General features: G+C 55.1%; 17 protein-coding genes. 12 read left to right on the plus strand and 5 right to left on the minus strand.

The window, feature by feature from the left end; genetic code table 11:
* Positions 1-69: 69 nt before the first annotated feature.
* A complete protein-coding gene (gene ychF / locus FYC48_RS26700) occupies positions 70-1,161 on the minus strand; it encodes a redox-regulated ATPase YchF (protein WP_149499846.1) in 1,092 nt (363 codons plus the stop codon).
* A gap of 351 nt (positions 1,162-1,512) precedes the next feature.
* Here ychF and FYC48_RS26705 point away from each other — a divergent pair, with 351 nt between their 5' ends.
* The 3 genes from FYC48_RS26705 (at position 1,513) to FYC48_RS26715 (ending at position 3,879) form a co-directional block, all read left to right on the plus strand.
* Positions 1,513-2,334 carry a hypothetical protein gene (locus tag FYC48_RS26705; RefSeq protein ID WP_149499847.1) on the plus strand — a complete coding sequence of 274 codons (822 nt, stop codon included), beginning with the start codon at positions 1,513-1,515 and terminating at the stop codon, positions 2,332-2,334.
* Positions 2,335-2,463: 129 nt separating this feature from the next.
* A complete protein-coding gene (lpxK, locus tag FYC48_RS26710; RefSeq protein ID WP_149499848.1) occupies positions 2,464-3,510 on the plus strand; it encodes a tetraacyldisaccharide 4'-kinase in 1,047 nt (348 codons plus the stop codon).
* An 84-nt stretch (positions 3,511-3,594) separates the two neighbouring features.
* Positions 3,595-3,879: a membrane or secreted protein gene (locus tag FYC48_RS26715; RefSeq protein WP_149499849.1), complete on the plus strand. Its 285-nt coding sequence runs from the start codon at positions 3,595-3,597 to the stop codon at positions 3,877-3,879.
* Positions 3,880-4,000: 121 nt separating this feature from the next.
* Here the strand turns inward: FYC48_RS26715 and FYC48_RS26720 are convergent, their stop codons facing one another.
* Entirely contained in the window at positions 4,001-5,332 is a 1,332-nt protein-coding gene (locus FYC48_RS26720; protein ID WP_149499850.1) for a nucleotide sugar dehydrogenase, read from the minus strand.
* Between the two features lie 255 nt (positions 5,333-5,587).
* Entirely contained in the window at positions 5,588-6,775 is a 1,188-nt protein-coding gene (locus FYC48_RS26725; RefSeq protein ID WP_149499851.1) for an LptF/LptG family permease, read from the minus strand.
* Positions 6,776-7,152: 377 nt separating this feature from the next.
* Between FYC48_RS26725 and FYC48_RS26730 the strand changes: the two genes are divergently transcribed.
* A complete protein-coding gene (locus tag FYC48_RS26730) occupies positions 7,153-10,230 on the plus strand; it encodes a secretin N-terminal domain-containing protein (RefSeq protein ID WP_235034454.1) in 3,078 nt (1,025 codons plus the stop codon).
* A gap of 137 nt (positions 10,231-10,367) precedes the next feature.
* Here the strand turns inward: FYC48_RS26730 and FYC48_RS26735 are convergent, their stop codons facing one another.
* Entirely contained in the window at positions 10,368-11,363 is a 996-nt protein-coding gene (locus FYC48_RS26735) for a DegT/DnrJ/EryC1/StrS family aminotransferase (protein WP_149499852.1), read from the minus strand.
* A gap of 452 nt (positions 11,364-11,815) precedes the next feature.
* Here FYC48_RS26735 and FYC48_RS26745 point away from each other — a divergent pair, with 452 nt between their 5' ends.
* The 7 genes from FYC48_RS26745 to FYC48_RS26775 all read left to right on the plus strand — a co-directional run bounded on the left by FYC48_RS26745 (position 11,816) and on the right by FYC48_RS26775 (position 21,794).
* Positions 11,816-12,277, plus strand: coding sequence for a preprotein translocase subunit YajC (locus tag FYC48_RS26745; protein ID WP_149499854.1), 462 nt, complete (start codon positions 11,816-11,818; stop codon positions 12,275-12,277).
* Between the two features lie 208 nt (positions 12,278-12,485).
* Entirely contained in the window at positions 12,486-15,614 is a 3,129-nt protein-coding gene (gene secD, locus FYC48_RS26750) for a protein translocase subunit SecD (protein WP_149499970.1), read from the plus strand.
* 180 nt (positions 15,615-15,794) lie between these two features.
* A complete protein-coding gene (locus FYC48_RS26755) occupies positions 15,795-17,828 on the plus strand; it encodes a M28 family peptidase (protein ID WP_160149787.1) in 2,034 nt (677 codons plus the stop codon).
* A 180-nt stretch (positions 17,829-18,008) separates the two neighbouring features.
* Positions 18,009-18,638, plus strand: a complete 630-nt coding sequence (locus tag FYC48_RS26760; RefSeq protein WP_230776678.1) for an OmpH family outer membrane protein — start codon at positions 18,009-18,011, stop codon at positions 18,636-18,638.
* A 240-nt stretch (positions 18,639-18,878) separates the two neighbouring features.
* Positions 18,879-19,769 carry a UDP-3-O-acyl-N-acetylglucosamine deacetylase gene (locus FYC48_RS26765; RefSeq protein WP_235034455.1) on the plus strand — a complete coding sequence of 297 codons (891 nt, stop codon included), beginning with the start codon at positions 18,879-18,881 and terminating at the stop codon, positions 19,767-19,769.
* 127 nt (positions 19,770-19,896) lie between these two features.
* Positions 19,897-20,712 carry an acyl-ACP--UDP-N-acetylglucosamine O-acyltransferase gene (gene lpxA, locus FYC48_RS26770; protein ID WP_149499856.1) on the plus strand — a complete coding sequence of 272 codons (816 nt, stop codon included), beginning with the start codon at positions 19,897-19,899 and terminating at the stop codon, positions 20,710-20,712.
* Entirely contained in the window at positions 20,709-21,794 is a 1,086-nt protein-coding gene (locus FYC48_RS26775; protein ID WP_149499857.1) for a Gfo/Idh/MocA family oxidoreductase, read from the plus strand. Before lpxA ends, FYC48_RS26775 begins: the two co-directional genes overlap by 4 nt.
* Before the next feature lie 109 nt (positions 21,795-21,903).
* On the opposite strand, the gene FYC48_RS26780 is transcribed toward FYC48_RS26775, so the two are convergent.
* A complete protein-coding gene (locus FYC48_RS26780) occupies positions 21,904-22,593 on the minus strand; it encodes a hypothetical protein (protein ID WP_149499858.1) in 690 nt (229 codons plus the stop codon).
* Between the two features lie 775 nt (positions 22,594-23,368).
* Here FYC48_RS26780 and FYC48_RS26785 point away from each other — a divergent pair.
* Positions 23,369-23,602, plus strand: coding sequence for a hypothetical protein (locus FYC48_RS26785; protein WP_149499859.1), 234 nt, complete (start codon positions 23,369-23,371; stop codon positions 23,600-23,602).
* Positions 23,603-23,770 lie beyond the last annotated feature (168 nt).

A 23,770-nucleotide genomic window follows, 5' to 3' on the forward strand; every position in this document is an offset into this window, starting at 1 on the left:
CGCGGTTATTGCGCGGAACCCGTGGTCAACCCCATGCGGCTGATCCTAAAATTGAACTGCAACAAAGCTTTAGATCTTGTGAAGGAAGTGACAAATGTCGCCGTCTTGCATGACATAGTCCTTGCCTTCCACGCGTAGTTTACCGGCTTGGCGAATTTCTTTTTCGCTACCGTAGGTTTCGAGGTCTTCGAGCGTGTAAACCTCGCAGCGGATGAATCCTTTCTCGAAGTCAGTGTGGATCACACCGGCCGCCTGTGGAGCGGTCGCACCGGCGGGAATGGTCCACGCCCGAACCTCTTTTTCCCCGGCCGTGAAGTAGCTTTGCAGCCCCAGTGTTTTGTAGGCCGCCTGGGCGATTGTGCTTAGAGCGGGGGCTTCAAGGCCGACATCGGCCAGCATTTCGGCAAGATCTTCGTCTTCGAGTTCGGCGAGTTCTGATTCCAGTTTCGCACTCACGCAAACGACGTCCGCTCCTGATTGTTTGGCATGTTCGCGGACTTTGTCGACTAACGGATCTTTGCCTTCCAAGTCATTTTCGTCGACATTCGCGACGTACAGAATTGGCTTGGCAGTCATGAGACCGAAACTATGAATGGACTTCGCTTCTGCTTCGGTCAGTTTCAATGTGCGCAGCGGTTGTTCGGCTTCCAAGTGCGCGTTGCATTTTTCGATGGCCGCGACGCGAAGCTTCGCTTCTTTGTCACCACTGCGAGCAGTGCGTTGGGCTTTGACCATCGCGTTTTCGAGCGTTTGTAGGTCCGCCAGCACCAATTCGGTTTCGATCGTGTCGATATCGGCGACCGGATCAACGGTTCCGGCGACGTGTACGACGTCTGGGTCTTCGAAGCAGCGAACCACTTGGACAATCGCATCGACTTGACGGATATGACTTAGGAATTTGTTGCCCAAGCCTTCTCCCTCACTGGCACCTTTGACGATCCCCGCGATGTCGACCAATTTCAGGGCCGCGGGAATCACTTTTTGCGGCGCAATGTATTTCGTGATCCGCTCTAGCCGCTCGTCCGGTACGTTGACGATCCCCTCGTTGGGCTCGATCGTACAGAAGGGGTAGTTTTCGCTTTGGGCGGATTGCGAACTTGTCAACGCGTTGAATAGCGTGCTTTTGCCGACGTTTGGCAGACCGACGATCCCGGCTTCCATCGATAGTATCTTCAGCAGTTTCTGTGGCTGGAATAAAAGGCAAAGCCTATCATCGTCGGCCCGGTTTTCGAAGGGTACAAGTCCCCGAAGGCGCCGGATCATGCTATCGCGTCGGGGCCCACGATGTCGACGTTGTTCGGCAAGCCAACACTTTTGGACGAGGGGGCGCACGGGCGACGCCGGAAAGTTTCGCTGGTCGTTACAAGCGGCCGGATTTTCGCCCGCGTGCGGCGCCGGACAGGGGTTTCTTGCAGAATTTCGCTCATCTGAGCCGACTAATTTTCAATCGCACGAAGCGGAATTCTGCAGTCAGGGAGGGCTATCGAGACTCGCAACCGAAAGGTCCCACCTGTGCGACGCTTTACACTCGGTGCCATCATCCTTCTCGCTGGTGGCCTGATGGCATTGCCATTTCGCCGTTCTGGCACTCCCGATCCTAGTCCCACGCCGCCGCCTCGTTACGGCGCTCCTGCCGAAGCTCTCGACGATCGCCAGATTGAAATGCTGGTTCGTGAAGTCACCGCGGACGTCGACGTCCCGACCCTCTACGAGCCTCAGCGTGAGATGGTCCGTCGTGATCCCGCCGTGACCGCCAACACGTTGCCGCTGACGTACGCTGACACGGCGATTCCGTTGGACCCGGATCCTGTTTATCAACAGCGATTTAGCGCTGTCGCCTCGTCGACGGTTTCCCCGTCGATGTCTACTTTCGCGCAAGCGTCGTCACCGCAGGTGACTACCGGGGACGATGCCAAGGCGACCAAAATTGCTGACTTTGAACGACGATTCGCGGGCAAGGCGTTCGTCGACGATTCCGTCGCTGAACTGATGATCAACCCGCAACCCGCTCAGGCGATTCCGCCAAGTCAACGCCGACCGTCAAGTGCGGCTCCGCTTGTCGCCGACCAGCAGCCGGTGCCGTCAGCGGCCGCCCCGCTGGTTGTCTCGCCTCGTTCACTCGAGATGACTCCTTCAGCCCCGGATCAGCCAGGCTCTCGGCCACAACCGTATGCGACATTGCCCGCGTCAGCCGCTCGCTTAACCGATACGGTTCGATCAGGCAGTACGGTGCGTCCCAGTGATCAGTCGATCTTGCAATCATTGCCTGCGGGAGACTCGTCGATCGATCCCAACGCAAATCGGCCAAGGCATTGGATTGAGCAACCAGAGTGATATGATGACTCGCATCGGTCGTTCCTGTTCGACCGATCAATCGAGATCGAGTTTGTTTCGCCGTGAGAACCGGTGAAGCGATCGAGTCATCCTGGGAATCGGATCAAAAGCTTGGACTATCGAGCAATCATGAGTGGTCGGCGTCGTGGCGTTTTTGCCGCGTTGATCCGCGCCGGCCTTCGCTTCGCTGAAATCCCCTACGCGATCGCGGTCGCAATTCGAAATCGAAATTTCGATCGTCAACCCGATCGAATTCACCGGGTGGATGTCCCCGTGATCAGCGTCGGAAATTTAACGACCGGGGGAACAGGCAAGACACCGGTCGTCGCATTCCTGGCCCAATGGTTTCGCGACCGAGGCATTCGGGTGGCCATCGTCAGCCGTGGTTATGGCCGAGGCGAAGATGGTGAAAATGATGAAGCAAAAGAGCTTCATCAACGGTTGCCCGACGTACCTCATGTCCAAGATGCCGATCGGGTCGAAGCGGCGCGGATCACCATCGAAGAGCTCGAAACTCAATTGATTGTGATGGACGATGGTTTCCAGCATCGGCGACTAGCTCGTGATCTGGATATCGTGTTGATCGATCTTACTTGCCCCTTCGGTTACGGGCATTTGCTCCCGCGGGGCCTGTTGCGAGAACCGTTGCGTTCACTCAAACGAGCGGACGCGGTGATTCTGACCCGCTGTGATTTAGCTTCCCAGGCAGAGACCGATGCGGCTATTAAGACGCTTCGATCTCACGTGCCGTCACTTCCTATCATTCGCTGTACCCATCGCCCCAGCGGTTTGCTGACTTATCCCAACGCGGTTGCTCCCACCGAAAGTCTGCGTGGGCAACGCGTGGCGATTGTTTGTGGGATCGGCAACCCAGATGCTTTTCGGCGTACGCTTGAAGCGCTGGGTGCGGTGGTGGTCGACCAACTTTACTTCCCTGATCACATCGCCTACGACCGCCAAGAGGTAGAGCAGATTGATCGTTGGGCCCGCGGCCTAAACGACGTCACTCGATTGATGTGTACACAAAAGGATTGGGTCAAGCTACGCTGCGATCGCCTTGGCGGCTTGCCGCTTGCCGCGATGACAATTGATGCGGAAATCGAATCGTCTCCAGAATTTGACTCGCTACTGAGTAGCCTCGCAGAACGAGCGGAAGACGCAGACGCATTTGGGTGACTGCAAACCGATCTATCGATGCAACGGTTCGATCGAGTAGCCTTGTCGTCGGTGTTGAACTCCGAACGCTTCGGGACGTCCGTTATGAACAGACCCATCGATCACATTCGATCCCTCGTGCTGCTATCTGCTACCGCCGGGGTGCTTGGCATTTGCTCGGGATGCCAGACGATGGTTGAACGCGGCTGGATCGCACCGCCAGGGCCGATGAATTATCAGCAAGCTAACGCGGTGATTCACGATCCGTTTCCGCTGCCGGACATTGGCCCGGACGACAATTCGATGCGGCCACCGGATTATCAAAACCCCGTTCCGTTACCGGTCAGAAACCAGATGAAGAACGAAGTTTCGCCTTGGTTGATGCCTTGACGCCTCGCGTCGAACGGTAAGTTCGGGAGGCATCACTTGGCAGGCGGCCACGGTTGCTAGGCTAAGCCGCAACCGCGGTCAGCGTATTGCGGCTGGTGCTTGGGGACGAAGCAACACGGCGTTAGCACTTACGGATCTTTTCCCGACCTTCGTTGACGGCATGCGTCGCGTTTCGTGTATCAATCACCAGCGCGCTGTGTTTGACGATGTGGTCGTAGTCAAATGCGGTGTGGTCGGTGGCGATCAAAACCGCATCTTGTGACGCCAAAAACTCCGCGCTCAGCTCTTGGCTTTCCATCGAAGGAAGGTCGTAGTTTCGGACCGAGGGCAACGACGAAACATGTGGGTCACTGAAAGTCAGTTCGGCGCCTTGTTCGAGTAGCAACTCCAATAATTCGAACGAAGGGCTTTCGCGAGCGTCGTCGACGTCCTTTTTATAGGCAACGCCCAGCATGCAAATCTTACTGCCATTGATCGGCTTGCGAAACTCGTTCAAGAATTCAGCGGTACGCGAAACAACGTAGCTTGGCATCGCACGGTTGACTTCTCCGGCAAGCTCGATGAATCGTGCCGTGCTGCCCTGCTTGCGAGCCAACCAGGAAAGATAAAAGGGATCGATCGGGATACAGTGACCGCCAAGCCCTGGGCCGGGGTAAAACGCCTGGAAACCAAACGGCTTTGTTTTGGCCGCGTTGATCACGTCCCAAACGTCGATGTCCATCTTGTCGAACAGCGTTTTGAGTTCGTTGACCAATGCAATGTTCACGGCGCGATAAATATTCTCAAGCACCTTTGCCGCTTCGGCGACTTCACAATTGCCGACCGGAACGACGCCGGCAACCGCGGCACCATAGAGCGCCGAAGCGCACGCCAAGCTGTCGTCATTGATCGCACCGACGACTTTGGGGATCCCGGCGGCAGAGAAATCAGGATTGCCGGGGTCTTCGCGTTCGGGACTATACGCGACAAAGAAATCTTTCCCGGCGACCAAGCCACCTGACTCGAGGATCGGCACCATCACATCACGCGTGGTGGTAGGGTAGGTGGTGCTTTCCAGGACAACTAGTTGCCCTTTTCGCAACGACTTTGCGATCGATTGACAGGTTCCAACAACGTAAGACAGGTCGGGGTCGCGTGCCGAATCGAGAGGTGTCGGGACACAGATTAACAGCACATCCGGTTCGGATAAGCGGGTCATGTCGGCGCTGGCGTCGAACTTTTCCTTTGTCAACCACGCCTGGATTTTGTCGTTCCCGATGTGCTTGATATAGCTCTTTCCCGCTAGCAACGACTCGACTTTGGAGGCATCGACATCAAAACCAACGCAGCCAAATCCGGCATTAATAAACGCATCAATCAACGGCAAACCGACGTACCCGAGGCCGATGATCCCGACCGAGCAAGAGCGATCCTCGATGGACTGGACAAATGTCTGACTGGTGACACTGGACATGGCTATATCTAATTGAGCACGAAGTGGTTGGGGAAAGACACGGTGAGTGCGTTCGTTCAACCTCGTTTTGGGTTGCCGTGCGTTGGCCTCCGGGCGGCGACAAGCACGGAGCAAATGCCGTCGGCGGAGAGATCACGGCCCAAATTTATAGTTGCAACGAAGCACGAGTGGCGTGAGATGGCTGCGAAGCCGCTGCCGAGGCGCAAGTTTAACTGCGGTCCAACCGGTGGCTACCGGTGGTTGAGTGGCGTTTCTTTAGTAGCGCCGGACTCGATTCACCAAGATCAACCCGATCGCGCCAAGTGCTACATTCCCTAGCCAAACACCATAGGGGGGGATTGCCCCGTCCTTGGCCTGGTTGAGTCCCAAGATAAAAAGTGGGTAGTACATCAAAAGCGTTGGCAAAAAGCAGCGTCCAAAAGTCGTCCAGTAGTCGCTGGTTCTGGAAATCATCGCCAGCGGCGCGCCGATCAGGACAAAGAAAAAACAGCTAAATCCTTCGGCCAATCGCCGCCAAGGAGCGATCTTCAAACGCATCAACCGGCGTCGGCTGCCGTCCAATTTGGCTCGCATTTCGCTGCCTTTCGCTCCGGCAATTTCGTCATAACGACTCGTCAGGATCGAAAAACTGGTCTGGGCGGCTAACTCTCCGGTCGCGGCGTGGGTGCGGGTGTCTTGATTCAATCGTTCTTCACTGATTGCCCAAAGCGGTAGGTCGCCGGGGCGAGTCGTGCTCTGGTCTTGATCGCGAGGCGAATCGGAAAGTGGGATCGGAATCCGCGTCGGGCCCGGGGCGAGCACCTGAAACGAATCCCCCCGAACACATCGGCCGTCGACCAGTATCAAAATCAGTTGCTCGCCGTCTGCGTCGAGAGACAATTGCCCTTCGCGAGCCTCAAATTTCATCGTCTCTTCGGCACCGTGCATCGTCACCGTGGGATACTCAAGCCGCTTTCCATCGACGTTGCGAACGTGGATCGAGAAACGCTCGTCCGTGTACGAGTGTTGGCTTCGCATTTTGCGGTAAACAATGTCTTCGATGGAAAGCATCACAACTCGGTTCATTCCCGGGCGTCCCCAGGAAACCGCCAAATCACTGATGTACACCGCAAAGGGACTAAGCAAAAACGCGAAGACGATCGCGGGCTGAAGGATTCGCAGCGGTGAGATTCCCGACGCCTTAACCGTCGAGACCTCTCCGTCGCCCGCCATCCGCCCATAGACGCAGGAAACGGCAAATAAGGCGGTTGCCGGAAACGCGAATTGCAGCGAAACAGGCAGCAGAAACGGCAGCAACTGAACGATCGCCAGCGGTCCCAATCCCTCGCGCAGCAACGTCCGTCCGACGCCAATCAGTAGGATTAACATCGTCAAAGCGATCAAAGCGACGACGAAAATCTTCATGATTTCCGCCAGGATGTAGCGTGTCAGCCGCGTGGGCATCCCAAATTCTTAGTTTGACCTGGTACCAAAGGGGCCGACCGATCGAAAAACAGGCGACGACGCGCCGGCCGCGGCGAATCCCGCACATTTTTCGTGACATCGTATTGCGAGCGTCACTTTCGCACTTCGATCGGTGCACAGATTTCGACGCCGAAAACTAGCAAGACAACCAACGATGCGGATAGATGGATTTTTCGGTGAAAATTAGCGTCCGGGGCACCTAAAAGAGACATAATGTCTATCCTGGTCGCTCATTGTCTTATGAAAGGTTGCTGATCCCTCTGGAATGATTGGACTGGCGCCCCCAAACCAGCCATACTGGCGATGGTCCGTCCCGTGTTTTCTCTCGTTGAATCCTGAACTCCTCCAAGTTTCGCATGCGAATCCCTGCTTTTCTTGTCGCAGTCATGCTGTTCGGCGCTCCCCTGTCGCAAGCTCAGACGGCCACGATCGTCGGGCCAGACGGAAAACCGAGACAGATCGCAGTTCCGCAAGGCATGCCGCCGGGAGCTAAACCGCCGGGGCAGCCGCCAAAACCAGGCGAAAAGCCTGACGAAAAGGACGCGGGGAAAAATGGTGGTGCCGACAAAAAGGGGGAGCCACCGGAACCGAAAATTATCCGTCGAGGCGACCAGAAACCTGGTGACGCCAACCCTGAGGAACTAAAAGCCACTGTTGGCGAAGATGGCCGAGTCGCGTTTCAGTTTCGCAATCAACCTTGGGTCGACCTCGTTCAGTGGTTGGCTCAGATTGCCGACCAGCCGCTGGATTGGCAAGAATTGCCAGCCGATCGCGTTAACTTGCGATCCCCCGGACGCTACACGGTCGAGCAAACAAAGGATTTGTTCAACCGGCACTTGCTGGCCCGCGGATACACGTTGCTGGACATGCCTGGTGGGATCACGGTGGCGAAAACACAAGGGATCAACCCCGCGATGGTCCCACGCGTCACCGAATCGCAATTGGAAGGATTGTCGCCGCACACATTTGTTCGTATCTCCTTGGAAACCGGCTGGCTATCAAGTGAAAAAATGGCTGCCGAGTTAAAGCCGATGGTCAGTAGTAACGGTCAGTTGACTGCGTTATCGACCACCAACCGGCTCGAAGCGATGGACGCAGCGATCAATCTTCAACAGATCGCTAAGTTGCTCTCACAAGAACGTAACGATTCCAGCCGCGAAGCGTTGGCGCCAGAATTCAAGCTGCGTCATATCCCCGCCGAATCGGCGAAGAAAATGCTGGAAGAGTTTTTAGGCGTTCAGAAGAAGCAGGCTGCGCCAATGTCGCCGCAGCAAATGCAGATGATGCAGCAGATGGCTCGGCAAAACGGTGGTCGTCCTCCGACAGCTCAAAAAGAACCTGACATCTCGATCGTCGCCAACACTCGCCAGAATTCTGTCTTCATCCGAGCTCCCATTGATCGGATCGCGGTGGCAACAGAGTTCTTGACTCGAATCGACGTTCCCGGCAAGAGCATCACTTCTTTGTCCGACGTGGAATCACGCGTCGAAGTCTTTCATCTTTATACGATCAATCCGGAAAAGTTGATCGAAATCATTGCCGAAATGAATGTGCTTGAACCGGGCACGCGAATCCGATCGGACGAAACGAACCGCGCGATCATTGTGTCTGGTTCGGCAGCCGATCGGTACATTATCGAGCGGTTGATCCAGCGGCTCGACGGAAGTGGTCGAACGTTCGAGGTTCTTCAACTCCGTCGTTTGGAAGCGACCGAAGTTGCCGAGTCGATTTCGTTTTTGATGGGCAAGGACAAAGACGATGACGACAACAACAACTCGCGGCGATACTTCTATTACGGCTTCGGTGGCAACGACGATAAAGACAAAAACAAAGACGAATTCCGGGTCGCCGCTAATGCTCGCTACCGACAAGTCTTGCTGTGGGCGAACGAGTCTGAGATGGAGCAGGTGCGAAACCTGTTGATCAAACTCGGTGAACTGCCTCCGCCCGGCGGGAGTCGTAGCATGGTGCGACGAATCGATGCGTCGTCGGCGCCGGAAACGTATGAGTACTTGCTTCGCTTGCAGCAACAGTGGTCGCAGATTTCCAACACGCCGCTTTCCTTGCCCAACTCCGATCAATTCGTCGATCCGATACTCGGCACCGAGAACACCGAGGAAGAAAAGGAAACAGAATCACCTGAGGATGGTGATCCATCTGCGCCGACAAGCTCCGATGACCTCGAAGCGCGACGTCGGCGATTCGAACGACAAACGGTTTCGCGAGTGTTCGTTACGACGGAGGAAGCCAGCGAGGCCGGCAGTGAAGTTGAAAAAGGCCAACAGGACGAAGCGCCCGCCGGTGCGACCGAAGGCGTTGATCCACAGTCGCCGGACATTCGATCGCAGATTCAATCTTCTAAAGACTTTGATCGATTGTTTCGCAAAACGATACCGCAGCCAACGGAACCATCCGCAGCGTCCGATGCCGCTGCTGACCCATCGATTCGAATTGAATTGGACGAAGACGGAAACTTGGTGATCGTCGGCTCGGACCCCAAGGCCCTTGATCAGCTTGAAAACTTGATGCTGCAATTCGCCCCGCCCAAGCGACCGTACCACGTCTTCAAGATCAAGCATCAATCCGCCGGATATGTTCAGCTGAACCTCGAAGAGTACTTTGAAAAGGAAGATGAAGAAGAAGATTCCGGGTCGAGCTTCTTTCGGTACATTTATGGCATCGGTAACGACGACGACAAAGGCCCGGCAGGTTTGGGCAAAGAAAACAAGCTTCGCTTTGTTTATGACCCCGACACGAACACAATCGTCGTCAGCGGAGCCACTTCGTCACAACTGAAAACAATTAGTGAGTTAATCAAGCTTTGGGACGTCGCCGAACCGGTCAATAAGCGACGGATGCGCTACACAAAGCTTGTGAAGGTTGAGTACGGTAGCGCGGCGAGCATCGCCGAAACGGTCAAAGAAGCCTATCGAGACTTGCTTAGCAGTAACGACAAGACGTTCAATAAAGGAGGCAACGCAGGGGGCGGAAATCAGCCCGGAGCCGCCGGGCCGTCGAAATCTTCCGGACGCGATCGCCAATCCGGTAGTGGCTTGATCGATAGTGAGAATGGTCGCGACGGTGGCGACGTCGACTTTTCTTTTAAGGGAAAGCTGTCGATGGGAGTCGATGAGGTCGGTAACACGCTGCTGGTGAGCGCCGAAGGTGAGCCGTTGCTTGAATTGGTCATTCAAATGATCAATCAGTTGGATATGGCTGCCAAGCCTGCTGGCGATATGCAGATCATTTCGGTCTCTGGTAAAACCAGTAATGACGCGATTGAGAAAGTTTTGGAAGCGTTCAGTGGGCGTGCACGACAAGGGGCCCAAGCAAACGCACCGAATCAACCATCGCCACCGAATCCGAATCCTCAGTTCAACCCCGGACAACCGGCATTCAATCCGAACTTCAACCGCCGCCGCGGGCCACGCTAGCATCACGTACTTCAGCCCGCCGTGACCAGCGGTTTTTCGCTGGCACAAGAGCTTTGCAGTTCGGCTTACGTGTAAAGCAGTTTGTCTGTGGGCGGAGGGCTGGCGTTTTAATAGCAAAGTGCCGTGTTTGCTCTCGCTTATGTCAATCGGATTCTCTGCAGGCATTGGACCAGTTGGTCCTGTGCTGCGTTGTTCGCCAGCAACGCTCGATGATCGATCAGGCAAACTTGTTCTCCAAGTTGCTCGCAGCGCCGGAGCTCACCGATTCGATCACATCGACGACGACTGCTGCGGTGCATCGAACGGAAACCGTCGCCAGCCGGGATACCCGCCTCGTGTAGCTCTGCTAGCAAGCTATCGCGACAATGGGACAGGAAAGCAAGCTTGTAGCACGTCGCATCAGGTGGGGGACAGACCCCAAGCATCGAATCGCTTAGCCAGCTGACCTCATCGGCCAACCGAGCAATCGTCTGAGCGCGTTGTAGGTTACATAGATGCAGGCGACAGAGTTGAGGAAGCAATGCAGCCGCTTGTAGTGGGCTGACGGGGGCCGCATCACTGGGGCGATCGAGCAAGGCGTTTAACTTGCTGGCAATCCTGACGTCGGACGTCACGATTGCCCCTCCATTTCCCGCGGTCAGCGGTTTGCTGCCACCGAAAGAGAGGACTCCTAGGCTTCCGTGACTACCCGCGAATCGACCGGAGATTGGCATCAGCGGAGTTTGGCAGGCATCCTCGATCCATTGCCAATTATTTTGCTTGCAGATCCGACCGATGGCCTCGACGTCCGCAGGGATGCCATACAGGTGGGAAACCACGACCGCTTTGATATCGGCTGGATTGAGTTTGTTGAGTTGATCGGGGTCGAGTGAATAGCCGGTTGGATCGGCGTCGATTAGCAGCGGTCGAGCACCGATGGATTCGATCGCTCGCAAATTTCCAGGGTAATCGTATCCGCACACGGCGACTCGATCTCCGGAGCCGACGTTAAGTGCTCGCAGTCCAAGCTCAACGCCAAGCGATCCGCTACTGACCAGTCTGCAATGCGACGCCGGCTCCGCCGCAACCTCTTCGTTCATTGCCATCAAAACGACTTCACGGAGCACGTCCGGGGACACAGCAGGGCAGAGCATTTCCGGGGACACAGCAGACCTTGGGCCATGAGGAGAGAACCCGGGGGACACAGCATCCGGCTCGACATCTCCCGCCGCTCCGTCCCCCCATTTGCCATCAATCGGTGCTCTGTCCCCGGTGGGTGCTCTGTCCCCGGTGGGTGCTCTGTCCCCGGTGGGTGCTCTGTCCCCGGTGGGTGCTCTGTCCCCGGTGGGTGCTCTGTCCCCGGTGGGTACTCTGTCCCCGGTGGGTAAATTGCTTGCAACGGCGGGGGGGGGGGTGAGGTCGGCGGAGCTTAGATTTGCTAGTATCCGGCGAAGGGTGTCGACTTGGGGGCTCTGATAGCTACCCCACCAGCCCTGGAGAATGCATTGCTCAACCGATGCCCGAATCTCGGGCCAATCGGGCGGCCAAGCCGGCAAAACGGCCCCCAAACCGGAAAAGCCGTCAAACTTAGTTGTAGGCTGGGCTTGTGACCGATTTTGCCCTTCCATATCATGCCGCACTTGTATTTTGCCCGCAAAGCTACCGAATTGTCCCCCCTCCGGTCCGGATAGTGATCCAAACCGCCTTCGAACTCGCCCCAACACTTCTGCTCTTCGCCGAAGAGGCTGTTGCGCCTGAGGATAAATCCCTGCTGGTGCACATGCTCGAAGGTCCGTGGATTCTAATCATCGGATTCGTTGCGATTTTCTACGTCACTTACGTTATTCCCGAAAGGCGACGTAAAGCGGACGAAGTCAAACGCCTAGCGGCGATCACCAAAGGCAGTCGTGTCGTTACCGTTGGCGGCCTGCACGGAACGGTGGTCAACGCCAGCGCCGACGGCGACGTGATGACGCTAAAACTGGATGAAAGCGGCAACGTGCGGGTCAAGGTGAGTCGTTGGGCACTGACGGCTGTCGACGAGAAAAAAGAAAAGGACAGCGAGTAGCCCAAAGAATTTGAGCGTAATTCCGAATGGTTGCCGGTGGCCATCTCGGCAAGCAAAATCAATGCCCGGCGGGTTGAAATAAATCAATTGGGCGACTCGCCCTTCAATTACACATCTTTTTAGAACGCCTACTATGGAATCGTTAACTCTCGCCCAATCGCTGATCGGATCGACGATCACCGCGGCTGACCAACTTGGTTCAATCGCGATGTTGATTGCTCAGGCCGAACAGGAAAAAGGCGTTTCATGGGAGCAACTCGCTTGGCTCGCTGGTGCCTTTGCAGTCATCATCTTGCCTTTCGTGGTCGGTGGCTTCCTCGCCAAGCAACTAAAGCTGCCGACCCATTCGGTCCGCATCGGCTTGGTTCTGCTCGCGATCACCGCCAGCACGGTCGTGCTGCTCAATCGACTGCCCGGCCTAGGCGTCGATCTTCGTGGGGGGACGATTCTGGTCTATGAAATTGATCCTAGCAAAACGACACCGGATGCCGACGAAGGCGGCAGCAAAGTGAAGAGCCAGGATTTGATTGGTCCGCTTACCAAACGGATCAATCCCAGTGGTACTCGCGAGATTGTCATTCGGCCTTACGGTGACAGCCAAATTGAAATCATTATTCCCGAGGTCGATCAACGCGAAGTTGCGATCATCGAGGAGACCCTACAGCAGGCCGGCATTTTGCGGTTTGCAATCGTCGCCAATCGAATCGACCACCAGCGATTGATCGACATGGCGTCCGATCAGGCCGGTTCACAGGATCGCGCCGTGCGGATGAGCGAACGAATCACCGATGCAAATAATCGCGTGATCGGATTGTGGGCCGAAGTTGATCGAGAAAACAACGCGAAATCAGAAGTCAAGCCGTTCCGCGTTGACGTCGGAAACGCAATTGTTCGAAATCCCGAAACGGGTGCCTTGGTCGACTTACCGATGGACGTTCGCGGCCTTGACGGCGAATACAAGCAGGCACGCTGGGTCGACCAAAACGGGCTTCGTGGTTTGGAAGTCTTGATGGTGATTGATCCCGATGTCGACGTCAAAGGGGAAGACCTAGCCTTCGCGTCGACGACATTCGACGAGAAAGGTGCTCCCGCAGTTGCGTTTAACTTGACCGAATCCGGCAGTCGAAAGTTCCGCTGGTTGACGACTGAAAACTCGCCTCAAGGAACGCGGCAGCGGCAGCTCGGCATCGTGATGGACGATCGTCTACTGTCGGCTCCGAACATTCTTCAACCGATCAGCAAGCAAGGTCGAATCACGGGTAACTTCACGACCGAAGAAGTCCGCTCGCTTGTCGACGTCCTCAAAGCCGGCCAACTTCCCGCCGCGCTGACCAAACAACCGATTGCGAAGAATCAAATCGACGCAACCCTCGGTGCCGACACGATTCGCAAGGGTGTTTACGCGATCGGCGTCTCGCTGCTGTTGGTTTTGGTTTTCATCCTTTACTACTACCGGTTCGCCGGCCTGATTGCTTGCGTGGCGTTGGTTTTGAACCTGGCCATGATCTTGGCAACGATGGTTCTGATCAACCAACCGCTGACACTCCCCGGCCTCGCCGGCCTCGTCCTGACGGTCGGTATGTCGGTCGACGCGAACGTCTTGATTTTCGAGCGGATTCGCGAAGAGATCAAAAAAGGCGCGAAGAATCGGATGGCGATTCGAAACGGTTACGCCAAAGCGACCGTGACGATCATCGACGCGAACTTGACAACGCTATTCACTGCTATCGTTTTGTACGCGATCGGTACCGACCAGATCCGTGGCTTTGCTGTCACCCTGATCTTGGGCATCCTGTATTCAATGTTCACCGCGATTCACATGTCGCGAACGTTCTTCGATATTGCAGAGCGACATAACAAGTTAACGCTCAGCATGTCTGACGCGGTCAACTCGATTCGTAACGCGATGGCTGGTGGTGGAGCGTTTGACTTCATCGGCAAAGGCAAAATCACGCTGGTTCTTTCGGCCTTCTTGGTCGTCATCGGAATCGCATCACTTGTCGTTCGTGGAAAAGGCATTCTCGACATCGACTTTGCCGGTGGATCGTCGGTCCAATTCCGAGTCGCCGAGACCGCCACGACCGAAGCGGTTCGCGACATCGTCGGCGAAGGTATTGGCGAACAAAATGGCTCTCCGGTCCAATTCACCGTCAATGGCGTGAAAATGGATGGTGCGGAGCCCGGCACGGTCTTCAAAGTCGACTCGTCAATCGAGTCGGTCGATGAATTGCAATCACGAATCGTCGAGTCGTTTGCCAACAATGACAGCATCAACTTGGTGACCTATGACGTCACGATCCTTGATGAGGCGTCTTCGTCATCTGCGATCCTCGATGACTCTAATGGCGTGATGCTAACGGCCGCCCAAGCGGAAACTGAAGACGAGGCCACCGAGGGAACTTCCGAAGCCCCAGCAAGCGACGACGCTGTGAGCGACGAAGCAGGGACATCCGGCCAATCGGCTGTTCGGCGAATCTCACTTGGTGTCGACGGATCTGACGCCGCCGCCGCAATCAGCGGACCTGCCTTGGTTCAACGTCTGAAGCAATCGGCCGACGAACTGAAAATTCCACTGAACGAGCGAGCAATCGACCTTTTGCCCGATGGCGAAGGAGCTGAGGATTGGTCACCCGGATCAAGCGTTCCGTTTTCGAACTGGAAAGTGACTTTGCCGATGGATGACCAGAAGGCCCAGCAAGTGATGGGGGCTGTCGAACAGTCACTCGGCGAAGAACCGGTTTGGGTCAGCAGCAGCAGTGTCGGTGCTCGTGTCGCCGGTCAAATGATCGGACGTGCTTCGGTCGCACTGTTTGCCAGCTTGATGGTGATCATCCTTTACATCTGGTTCCGCTTTCAGCGTGTGATCTATGGCTTTGCGGCGGTCGCGGCGTTGGTCCACGACGTTTTGATCACGCTCGGAGCGATCGCAATCAGTTACTACGTTGCAGATGTCCTCGGATTCCTGCTGATCGATCCGTTCAAGATAAGCCTGACGGTTGTCGCAGCGTTGCTGACGATCATCGGTTATTCGCTCAACGACACGATCGTCGTCTTTGATCGTATCCGTGAAACAAAAGGCAAATCGCCTCGCCTGACCGGCGAGATGATTAACACCAGTATTAACCAAACGCTCAGCCGAACGTTGCTAACGTCGTTGACAACATTGATTGTAGTCGTGCTTTTATACGCCTTTGGCGGTGAAGGCATTCACGCGTTTGCATTCGCGCTCGTGGTCGGGGTTTTGGTTGGAACTTATAGTTCGGTCTTTGTCGCCAGCCCGATCCTACTGTGGTTGGTGCAGCGGGGGGACAAGGCCGAAGTGACGGCGACTCGCTAACGACCGATCGCCGCCTGCGATTGGAATGAGCAAATCGAAACGACGAACAACGCCGCGGATTTCGGCGGCGTTTTTTTGTCAGCGTTCCCGTGGTTGCCACAACTCGCTATATTTCCAGTCTCTCTGCCCGGCGATATAGGAATCTAGTTCGGGCCTCTGGTGATCTACCTTGGTAAGTCGATGATCAACACCGCGGCACGTGCTTGCGTTTTCGTTCTTTCGTTCGTGCTTCCCGGAAGCGCCGCGATTGTGTTGGCTCAGGAAAGTTTGGCTACTCTCGCCGATCGTTCCACCGTCGAACTGATTCGGCAAGACATCGAGTACCTTGCATCGGATGACTTGCGCGGTCGCAGCGTCACCGACGATACAATTGATCTGGCTCGTGATTATATCCACCGGCGGATGGAATCGCTGGGGTTGGACATGAGCCTTGCTCAAGGCGATGGCTTGCAGCCTTTGCAGATCGAAGTCGGCAGCGCCATTAAGACCATCGAGTCAAACTTCATTGAGTTGAAGCTGCCCGGTCAAGCGATCCGAAAAGTCGTCTACGGAGATGGGTTCTCTCCGCTCTCGATCGGACGTGATTCCGCTTCAGCGACAGGACGATTGGTGTTTGCCGGCTATGGGATCACCAGCGAAGAACCTGCCTACGACGATTATGCTGGCATCGATGTTGAAAACGCGATCGTGTTGATCCTTCGAAAAGAGCCGGGGGCAAACGATCCGGAAAGTCCATTTGATGGGCAACGCAACACTCGTAATGCCTACTTCGCGGTGAAGGTGCAAAATGCGATCGAGCATGGTGCCGCTGCGGTCTTAATCGTCAACGATCCAGACAGTGTGCAAGAAGCGGTGAAGGATGAGCAGCGACGAATCGGGCTCGAAGAACAGCGTCTCGCCGAACTCGAAGCCTTGTTAACCAAGTTGCCTGCCGAAGCAAAGCGAAACATAGCGGCGACAAATGAAAGTATTCAACGAACTCGGGATTCGATTGAAGCGATCAGACGCGACGTCGAGAATGCGAAACGCGGTGTACTGGATCTGCCTGACGCCGGGACACAGACCCGGCAATCGGAGGTCATTCCGGTCGGTTCGATCGCGCGTGACTTAGTCGATGAATTGATTCGATCGGCTGGCAAAGATTCGCTCGAAGCGATCGAGTCTAAAATTAATGCGACTTACCAACCCCAGAGTTTCGTCATCAGCAACGATGGCACCACCGTGTCGGTGGACATGAAGCCGGCCAAGGTCAGCAGTGACAACGTGATTGGCCAAATCCGCGGCAAAGGATCGCTGTCCGATCAAACGGTAGTCATCGGAGGCCACTACGACCACGTCGGCATGGGCGGCTTCGGTTCACTCGCCCCGGGGACGATCGCTGTTCACAACGGGGCAGATGACAATGCCAGTGGGACGGCGGCGATGCTCGCTTGTGCGAAACGTCTGGTCGGGAGACTCTCCCGCGTAGACAACCACCGTAATGTCGTCTTCATTGCGTTCACGGGCGAAGAACGCGGCTTGCTTGGAAGTCAGTATTACGTGGAACATCCGGTCTATCCGATCGAGCAGACCGTGGCGATGATCAACTTTGATATGGTCGGACGTATCCGGGACAACGAGCTAACCGTTTATGGGACCGGCTCGGCTAGTGAGCTCGAGGGGCTTGTCGACGAAGCTAATCAGGACTTTAGCTTTGATCTATACAAGGTCGCGAGCGGGTATGGCCCCAGTGACCATCAATCGTTTTACCGGGCTGGCGTACCGGTGCTGTTTTTCTTCACTGGGCTCCACAACGATTATCATCGCCCTTCTGACGATTTCGACAAAATCGATTTCGGTGACCTAGGCCGCATAACCGATATGGTTTCCAACGTGGCTTATCGCTTGGCGGCGATGCCTCGCCGCCCGGTCTACGCAGAAACCGACCCACGCATTCAAATTCGTCGTCAGATGACGGCCTATTTAGGTGTCCGGATTTCGCAGCGATCGGGAAGTGTTGAGATTGTTGAGATAACCTCGGAAGGCCCGGCGGCGAAAGCAGGGCTGCAAGTCGGCGACCAAATCCAGACCGTCGGACGAAGGGAAATCCGAACCACGAGCGACTTGCTCAGTTGGGTACGAAACCATTCTCCGGGCGACGAATTTACGATTCGCTTGGTCCGAGACGGTAACTCAATGACACTCAGCGGAAAGCTTGAAAAACGGTCCGAATAATGGCCTGATTCATCTTTACGCCAATCCGCCGGATTGCCACAATCGAAAGACTGTCACTCAAATCGGCCACCCGGCCGGTGTGTCAGGAACTCACCCGAACTACCGCGGGCAAAGGATGTCCGTGCGGCTGAAGTTCCTGGAACTCAAGGACGCGCGACTCATAACGCAAGGAGAGCGAAAGTGCGAACCGTTCGCCACCAAGTCTATGGAATCGCCATCGGATTGGCTGCCGTGATGGCGCCCGGTCTCATGGCCACTCAAGCACAGGCGCAGAACACGGAACCGCATCGCGTTGCGGTCGTTGATGTCGCCAAGATTTTCAAGACCCACTCTGGGATTCGCGCTCAAGTCGCGAAGATCGAAGCTGACCTCAAAGCCTTCGATACAGAACTGAAACAAAAACGTGAGCAACTTCGCGTTACGGCTACCAAGCTGAAAGACTTGACTCCCGGTAGTCCGGATTACGCTGCTCTGGAAGAGCAGATCACCGATACCGATGCCAAGCTGCGTTTGGAAATGACTCGTAAACGTAAAGAGCTTGCCGACGCGGAAGCGAAGATCTACTTCGACAACTATCAGCACATCGCTGCCGGTGTGAAATTCCTCGCCGGACACTACAAAATCAACTTGGTCTTGCGCTATAACAGCGACCAAATGGAAGAAGGTGTGGGTGAGTCAGTCATTCGTGGCGTCATGAAAAATATCGTCTACCATGACGAGCAATTGGACATGACCCCCGGCGTGATGCAGTACCTCGATCGCGTGATCAAGACCGAAGTCGCCGGCCTTCCACAAGCCGGTAAGAAATAGTCGAAATTTAGTCGGGCCGAATCTAATTCGGTCACGTGGACGTCACCGGCGAGCCTGCCTTGCCACGATCAAAACACCGAAAGGATTCGGTGTGTGACAGCTGCGAACCCATCGGAAGGATCCGGTGGGCGACTTTTTTCGACGAATTGACTTTTCGAAGCGACGTGCCTTGTCCGGCCGTCGCTTTTATTTTTTCTACTTGCGAATCGTTTGCTTCATCGGCAGAAAGGAGTCGGCCTGATGTATTCACGCAACCAACATTCGATCGCTTCGACATGTGTGGTTTCTGGGCGAGGCTATTGGTCGGCCCAAGAAGTCAGCGTGGTCATGCATCCCGCTCCCGTCGGCACCGGGATTCAGCTGGTGCGAACCGATCTTTCCGATCAACCACGATGCGAAGCAACGGTGCTCAACCGTAGCACGGCATCATTGCGAACCAACATCGAATCTGGTCCCGCGAAGTTTCAGATGATTGAGCATCTGATGGCGGCACTTTATGCGCTCGAAATCGATAACTGCATTGTCGAAATCGATGGCGAAGAGCTACCGGGACTCGACGGCAGTAGCAAACCTTATGTCGACGCGTTATCTCACGCGGGGTTGATTGTCCAAGCAGCCGAGCGTCAACGTTTGGTGATCCAGCAAGTGATCACGCTTCGCGAGGGATCATCGTGGATCACCGCGTCTCCCGTCCCAACCGGCATCAGTCACTTTGGGTATCAGCTGTCATTTGACGAAGTCGGCCCGATCGCCGAACAGTCATACGGCTTCACTTGTACCCCGATCAACTTTACACGGGACGTCGCACCCGCCAGAACGTTTGTTACGCTTGATCAGGCCCAGGCCTTGCACGGTCGTGGGGTTGCGCGACACGTTGGCTACAACGAGTTATTGGTTTTCGGCGACGACGGCCCGATAGAAAATGAACTGAAGTATCGCAACGAATGTGCCCGACACAAAGCGTTGGACTTGGTTGGTGATCTTTCGCTAGTCGGGGTCGAGCTGGTCGGCAAGTTCATCTCGCATCGTGGCGGACACAGTTTGAACGGCCGTATGGCGCTGGCCCTACATCAATTGATGATCGAACAGCAACGGCATGACTCAGCAACGCAAAGTCGTCGTGCTGCCTAAAAGCCCGACAAAAATTTCGTCAAAAATCCTGGCAAACCGATCTCGATTTTGATCTCGCTTATCGGCTAATGTCAGTTTGCCCGCGCGGCTAAGACTTCTTACATCCCACTTGAAATGACGTTTGACTATGAGCGTTGTCATCGCACCAACGGCCGTCATTGACCCGAAAGCCCAACTGGGCACTAACGTTCGCATCGGACACTTCTCGGTCATTGGACCAGATGTCTCGATCGGCGATGGAACTGTCGTTGACCAACACGCGGTCATCACCGCTCAAACGACCATTGGGGAAAACAATCGCATCTTCGCCGGGACCGTGATCGGTGGTGATCCGCAAGACACCAGCTACAAAAACTCGCCGACGAAGATACTGATCGGCGACAACAATATTTTTCGCGAGCACTGCACCGTTAATCGTGCGACGGAAAAGGAAGACGGCATCACCGAAATCGGCCATGACAACTACTTCATGGCGGGAACACACGTCGCTCATGACTGCAAGTTAGGCGATCGAATCGTCATTGCCAACAATGGGATGCTCGGCGGACACGTCCGGGTCGGCAACGACGTGACAATCGCAGGCGGTGTCGGTGTTTCCCACTTCGCTAGTATCGGTCAACTCAGTTTTGTCAGTGCGATGAGCCGCGTTCTTCATGACGTCCCCCCGTACACCATCGTCGACGGCCAACCGAGCAAACCACGTGCGGTCAACACGATCGGCTTGAAGCGACACGGATACACCTCCGAAGACGTCGAAGTGTTGGTTCAAGCATTCCGACTGCTCTATCGTGCTCGCGTTGGAATTGAAAAAGCACGCGACGAAGTTTATAGCCGCGGCCCAATCCGCCCGGTGATCAAGCATCTATTCGATTCAATCGAACGTTCTTGCTCCGGCCGCCATGGACGTGGCCAAGACCAACGAGGAAAGAAGAAAGCGGCATGACCAATTTGCGAATTGCAGTTATCGGTGCCGGACACCTTGGCCGGATTCACAGCAAGTTACTCGGCAGCGTCGATGGTGCATCGCTGGTGGGAATCAGCGATCCAGTCGAATCGGCACGGGCCCGTGCTAGCGAAATGTTCTCGGTCCCAGTCGTCGAAGACTACCGCGAATTGATCGACTCGATCGACGCAGCCGTGATCGCCTCGCCGACCGATTCGCATGCCGAAATCGCAACCGAACTGCTCAAGGCCGGAAAGCATCTGCTTGTCGAAAAACCACTGGCGATTAGCTCCAGTGACTCTGATCGCCTGGTGATGCTCGCCAACTCTAAACAGCTGACCCTGCAAGTCGGTCATGTCGAGCGATTCAACCCCGCGTTCACCGCGCTCGGGCAACTAGGTGTCGATACAAAATATGTCGAAGCCGTTCGTGCGTCGCGCTTTCCGGGGCGATGCCTGGATGTCGGCGTCGTGATGGATCTGATGATTCATGATATCGATCTCGTTTGTTCGATGACCGATACGGCTGTCAAAAGCGTTAGCGCGAGTGGCTTGGCTGTTGTCAGTGACCATGAAGATCTCGCCGAAGCCCGGATCGAATTTGAATGTGGACTGGTGGCAAACCTAAAGGCGTCGCGCGTTAGTCCCACGCCGGCTCGATCGATGCAGGTATTCGGGCCGAGCGGATTCGCTGAAATTGATTTTTCCGGTCCTGCCCTCCATACAGTTCAAACGAGTGAATTGCTCGTCGATCGGCAGTTTGACTTGGAAGATGCGACCGACAATCCGCTCGGTTATGCCGACGAACTCTTTACCGACCACTTGAAGATCGGCACGCAAGAACTTGAGCCGCGTAACGCGATCTTGGACGAACTGCATGACTTTGTGATCAGCATTCAGTCTGGAATCGCCCCCACAGTCAGTGGTGCCGATGGTGCTCGCGCGGTCACAATTGCAGAACGCATACTGGACTCGATCAGCGAACGCGCGTGGTATCAAGACGCGACTCCGAGTGAGATCGGTGCGCTCGCAAACGCTCGTACCCGTATCGAAGCAAAACCCAGGCTTCGCAAAGTGGCGTAATCTGGAAATGGCCAGCCGGCGTCGACTCGATTGTCACGGCTTTATCTTGAACATTGGCAAAAGCCTGCCGGCAATATGCACTCAGCGATTGCCGTATTCGCCAAATTTGTCACAACATTGCTTCGGCGAGCGCTTCTTCTTCGGTATCACTCGATACCGCTGAACTTGGATCCGAATTGGCTTGGTTAGCCGTTGGTTCGGTCGCAGGTTTGACGGCAGCTTCATCGCTGTCGAGAGCAGGATTCTCTTCGGCGGATGCTCTTTCTGCTTGTTCACTTTCGGCACCCTCCTGTGGTTTAAATTGGCCGAAGATTTCTTCGAGTTCTTGAACGGATCTTCCCGTCGATAGCGGACTGACCAGGTATCGCGGTAGCTTTAGAAATACACAGCAGCGATGAAGGACTTTACTAACCGGGTTCGTGACCACGGCGTGTTCAGCTTCCGGGGCGACTTCGATTTGAATGGCCCGTAGTTTGGAATAGTCAGCCTTCCATTGCATTGATCCCCAAGGAATAAGTTGGGCACAAAAACGCCGATCCATGAAACCGTGTTCGGTGAATTCGAGCACTGGCTCTTTTAGACGAAATGTTTGACTGGCACGCCAGCACATGTACCCGGCCGATCCGGCAAGAACTAATCCAGCGATCGTCACAAACAGGCCTGGCAAGATTCCTTTGGGGATCACGAGTGCTATGCCGAAACCGGTCAGCACGCATGATAGTAGCGACATCACTGCCCAGGACGCAAAGTGGACGGTCGCATGAGACTTATTGATCGGTATGTGGACTGGTTCGCTCATGTTGGTCTCCTCGAGTTACCCAACTCTGGCTTCTACTCAGCTTTGCGTCTCGCAGACGCTCCTTGCAGACGTGCCGGTCGCTCGATCACCAGAATGATTGCAGCAGTTAGATGACTCGTACCGTGCCGGCGTGACCAGCTGTGGTTTCCGCGACGGATAACCGACGTCGTTGTGGACTTTTGGCAAATGTTTGGTTTAAGCGAGATGGCGAACGACAAAGCTGTCCGTCAAGACGCGACATCGCAGCGCAGATGATTTCTTGCACGTCTGGAAGGAATTCGGTTGCCAAATCATCACATGGATCATCGCAAAGCAGTCAACCGTTGTCGCTTCTCACCACCGAACGTCCGCTCTGTCGACAAAAGACAGTGCCCAGTGACAGAGGCCCCCAAAGCATGTCTCGTACCCTGAATACAGCGAGCAACAACGTTTCCGATGATCGACAATCCATGACTGTGAACGGTCTCATCTGATGAGTCTTTGTATAGGAATTGAGACAACCGCTGACCGTTGATCCATTTCCCTAGCGTCAGAGAGATGCTACGGCTAACAGTCATCGACTGATAAGTTTCCCGTCACGGAGACGTGTCACTGAATAAGATCCCCAATTGTGCGTTCTAGCCAGGAGGTTGCACCATATATTTGAGTACTGCTGAAGAGGAGGAACGAATTTGAAGCATTGAATCGATCAACGAGATGAAAATCAAACCGCTCATTCATTGCTCATCGTGACTTCTCAAGAATGGCCACCGCTACTCTTACAGAGGAGATTGCCATGATAACGCCCATCAATTCGGTACTTGCCAGTTCGATCAATATTAACCTGAATCAGCATGCCAACGCGGCAGAACAAATTGCCGATCCAGAGAATCTTAATGACCCAGAGGGTTCCGATAACCTAGACGCGATCGTCAAGATGAAGCGTTCTAAACAAGCTGCCGAACAGGCGATGGCGGCAATGCAACGCGTCAACGAGACGGCGGAGCATTTACTCGATATCGTCGTCTGATTTCTTAGTGGAGCGATCGCTGATCGCTTCTTCGATTTCTACCCAGCTCCTGCCTTCACCTTGTGACGTTCCACTCGTTATCCGTCGAGGCCTGATTTTTCATCGGCCTCGCACGATGGCCGGGTGAAAGACTGCTGACCGTCGCTATCTTGTCCGAAACCTCGTCTT

Source organism: Roseiconus lacunae (assembly GCF_008312935.1).
GTDB lineage: Bacteria > Planctomycetota > Planctomycetia > Pirellulales > Pirellulaceae > Stieleria > Stieleria lacunae.

Excerpts from the sequence above, each read along its gene's own strand:
- ychF (WP_149499846.1), bottom strand. The coding sequence starts at position 1,161 with ATGGAAGCCGGGATCGTCGGTCTGCCAAACGTCGGCAAAAGCACGCTA.
- lpxK (WP_149499848.1), top strand. The coding sequence starts at position 2,464 with ATGAGTGGTCGGCGTCGTGGCGTTTTTGCCGCGTTGATCCGCGCCGGC.
- FYC48_RS26715 (WP_149499849.1), top strand. The coding sequence starts at position 3,595 with ATGAACAGACCCATCGATCACATTCGATCCCTCGTGCTGCTATCTGCT.
- FYC48_RS26720 (WP_149499850.1), bottom strand. The coding sequence starts at position 5,332 with ATGTCCAGTGTCACCAGTCAGACATTTGTCCAGTCCATCGAGGATCGC.
- FYC48_RS26725 (WP_149499851.1), bottom strand. The coding sequence starts at position 6,775 with ATGCCCACGCGGCTGACACGCTACATCCTGGCGGAAATCATGAAGATT.
- FYC48_RS26730 (WP_235034454.1), top strand. The coding sequence starts at position 7,153 with ATGCGAATCCCTGCTTTTCTTGTCGCAGTCATGCTGTTCGGCGCTCCC.
- FYC48_RS26735 (WP_149499852.1), bottom strand. The coding sequence starts at position 11,363 with ATGCTCTGCCCTGCTGTGTCCCCGGACGTGCTCCGTGAAGTCGTTTTG.
- secD (WP_149499970.1), top strand. The coding sequence starts at position 12,486 with ATGTTGATTGCTCAGGCCGAACAGGAAAAAGGCGTTTCATGGGAGCAA.
- FYC48_RS26755 (WP_160149787.1), top strand. The coding sequence starts at position 15,795 with ATGATCAACACCGCGGCACGTGCTTGCGTTTTCGTTCTTTCGTTCGTG.
- FYC48_RS26765 (WP_235034455.1), top strand. The coding sequence starts at position 18,879 with ATGTATTCACGCAACCAACATTCGATCGCTTCGACATGTGTGGTTTCT.
- lpxA (WP_149499856.1), top strand. The coding sequence starts at position 19,897 with ATGAGCGTTGTCATCGCACCAACGGCCGTCATTGACCCGAAAGCCCAA.
- FYC48_RS26775 (WP_149499857.1), top strand. The coding sequence starts at position 20,709 with ATGACCAATTTGCGAATTGCAGTTATCGGTGCCGGACACCTTGGCCGG.
- FYC48_RS26780 (WP_149499858.1), bottom strand. The coding sequence starts at position 22,593 with ATGAGCGAACCAGTCCACATACCGATCAATAAGTCTCATGCGACCGTC.
- FYC48_RS26785 (WP_149499859.1), top strand. The coding sequence starts at position 23,369 with ATGATAACGCCCATCAATTCGGTACTTGCCAGTTCGATCAATATTAAC.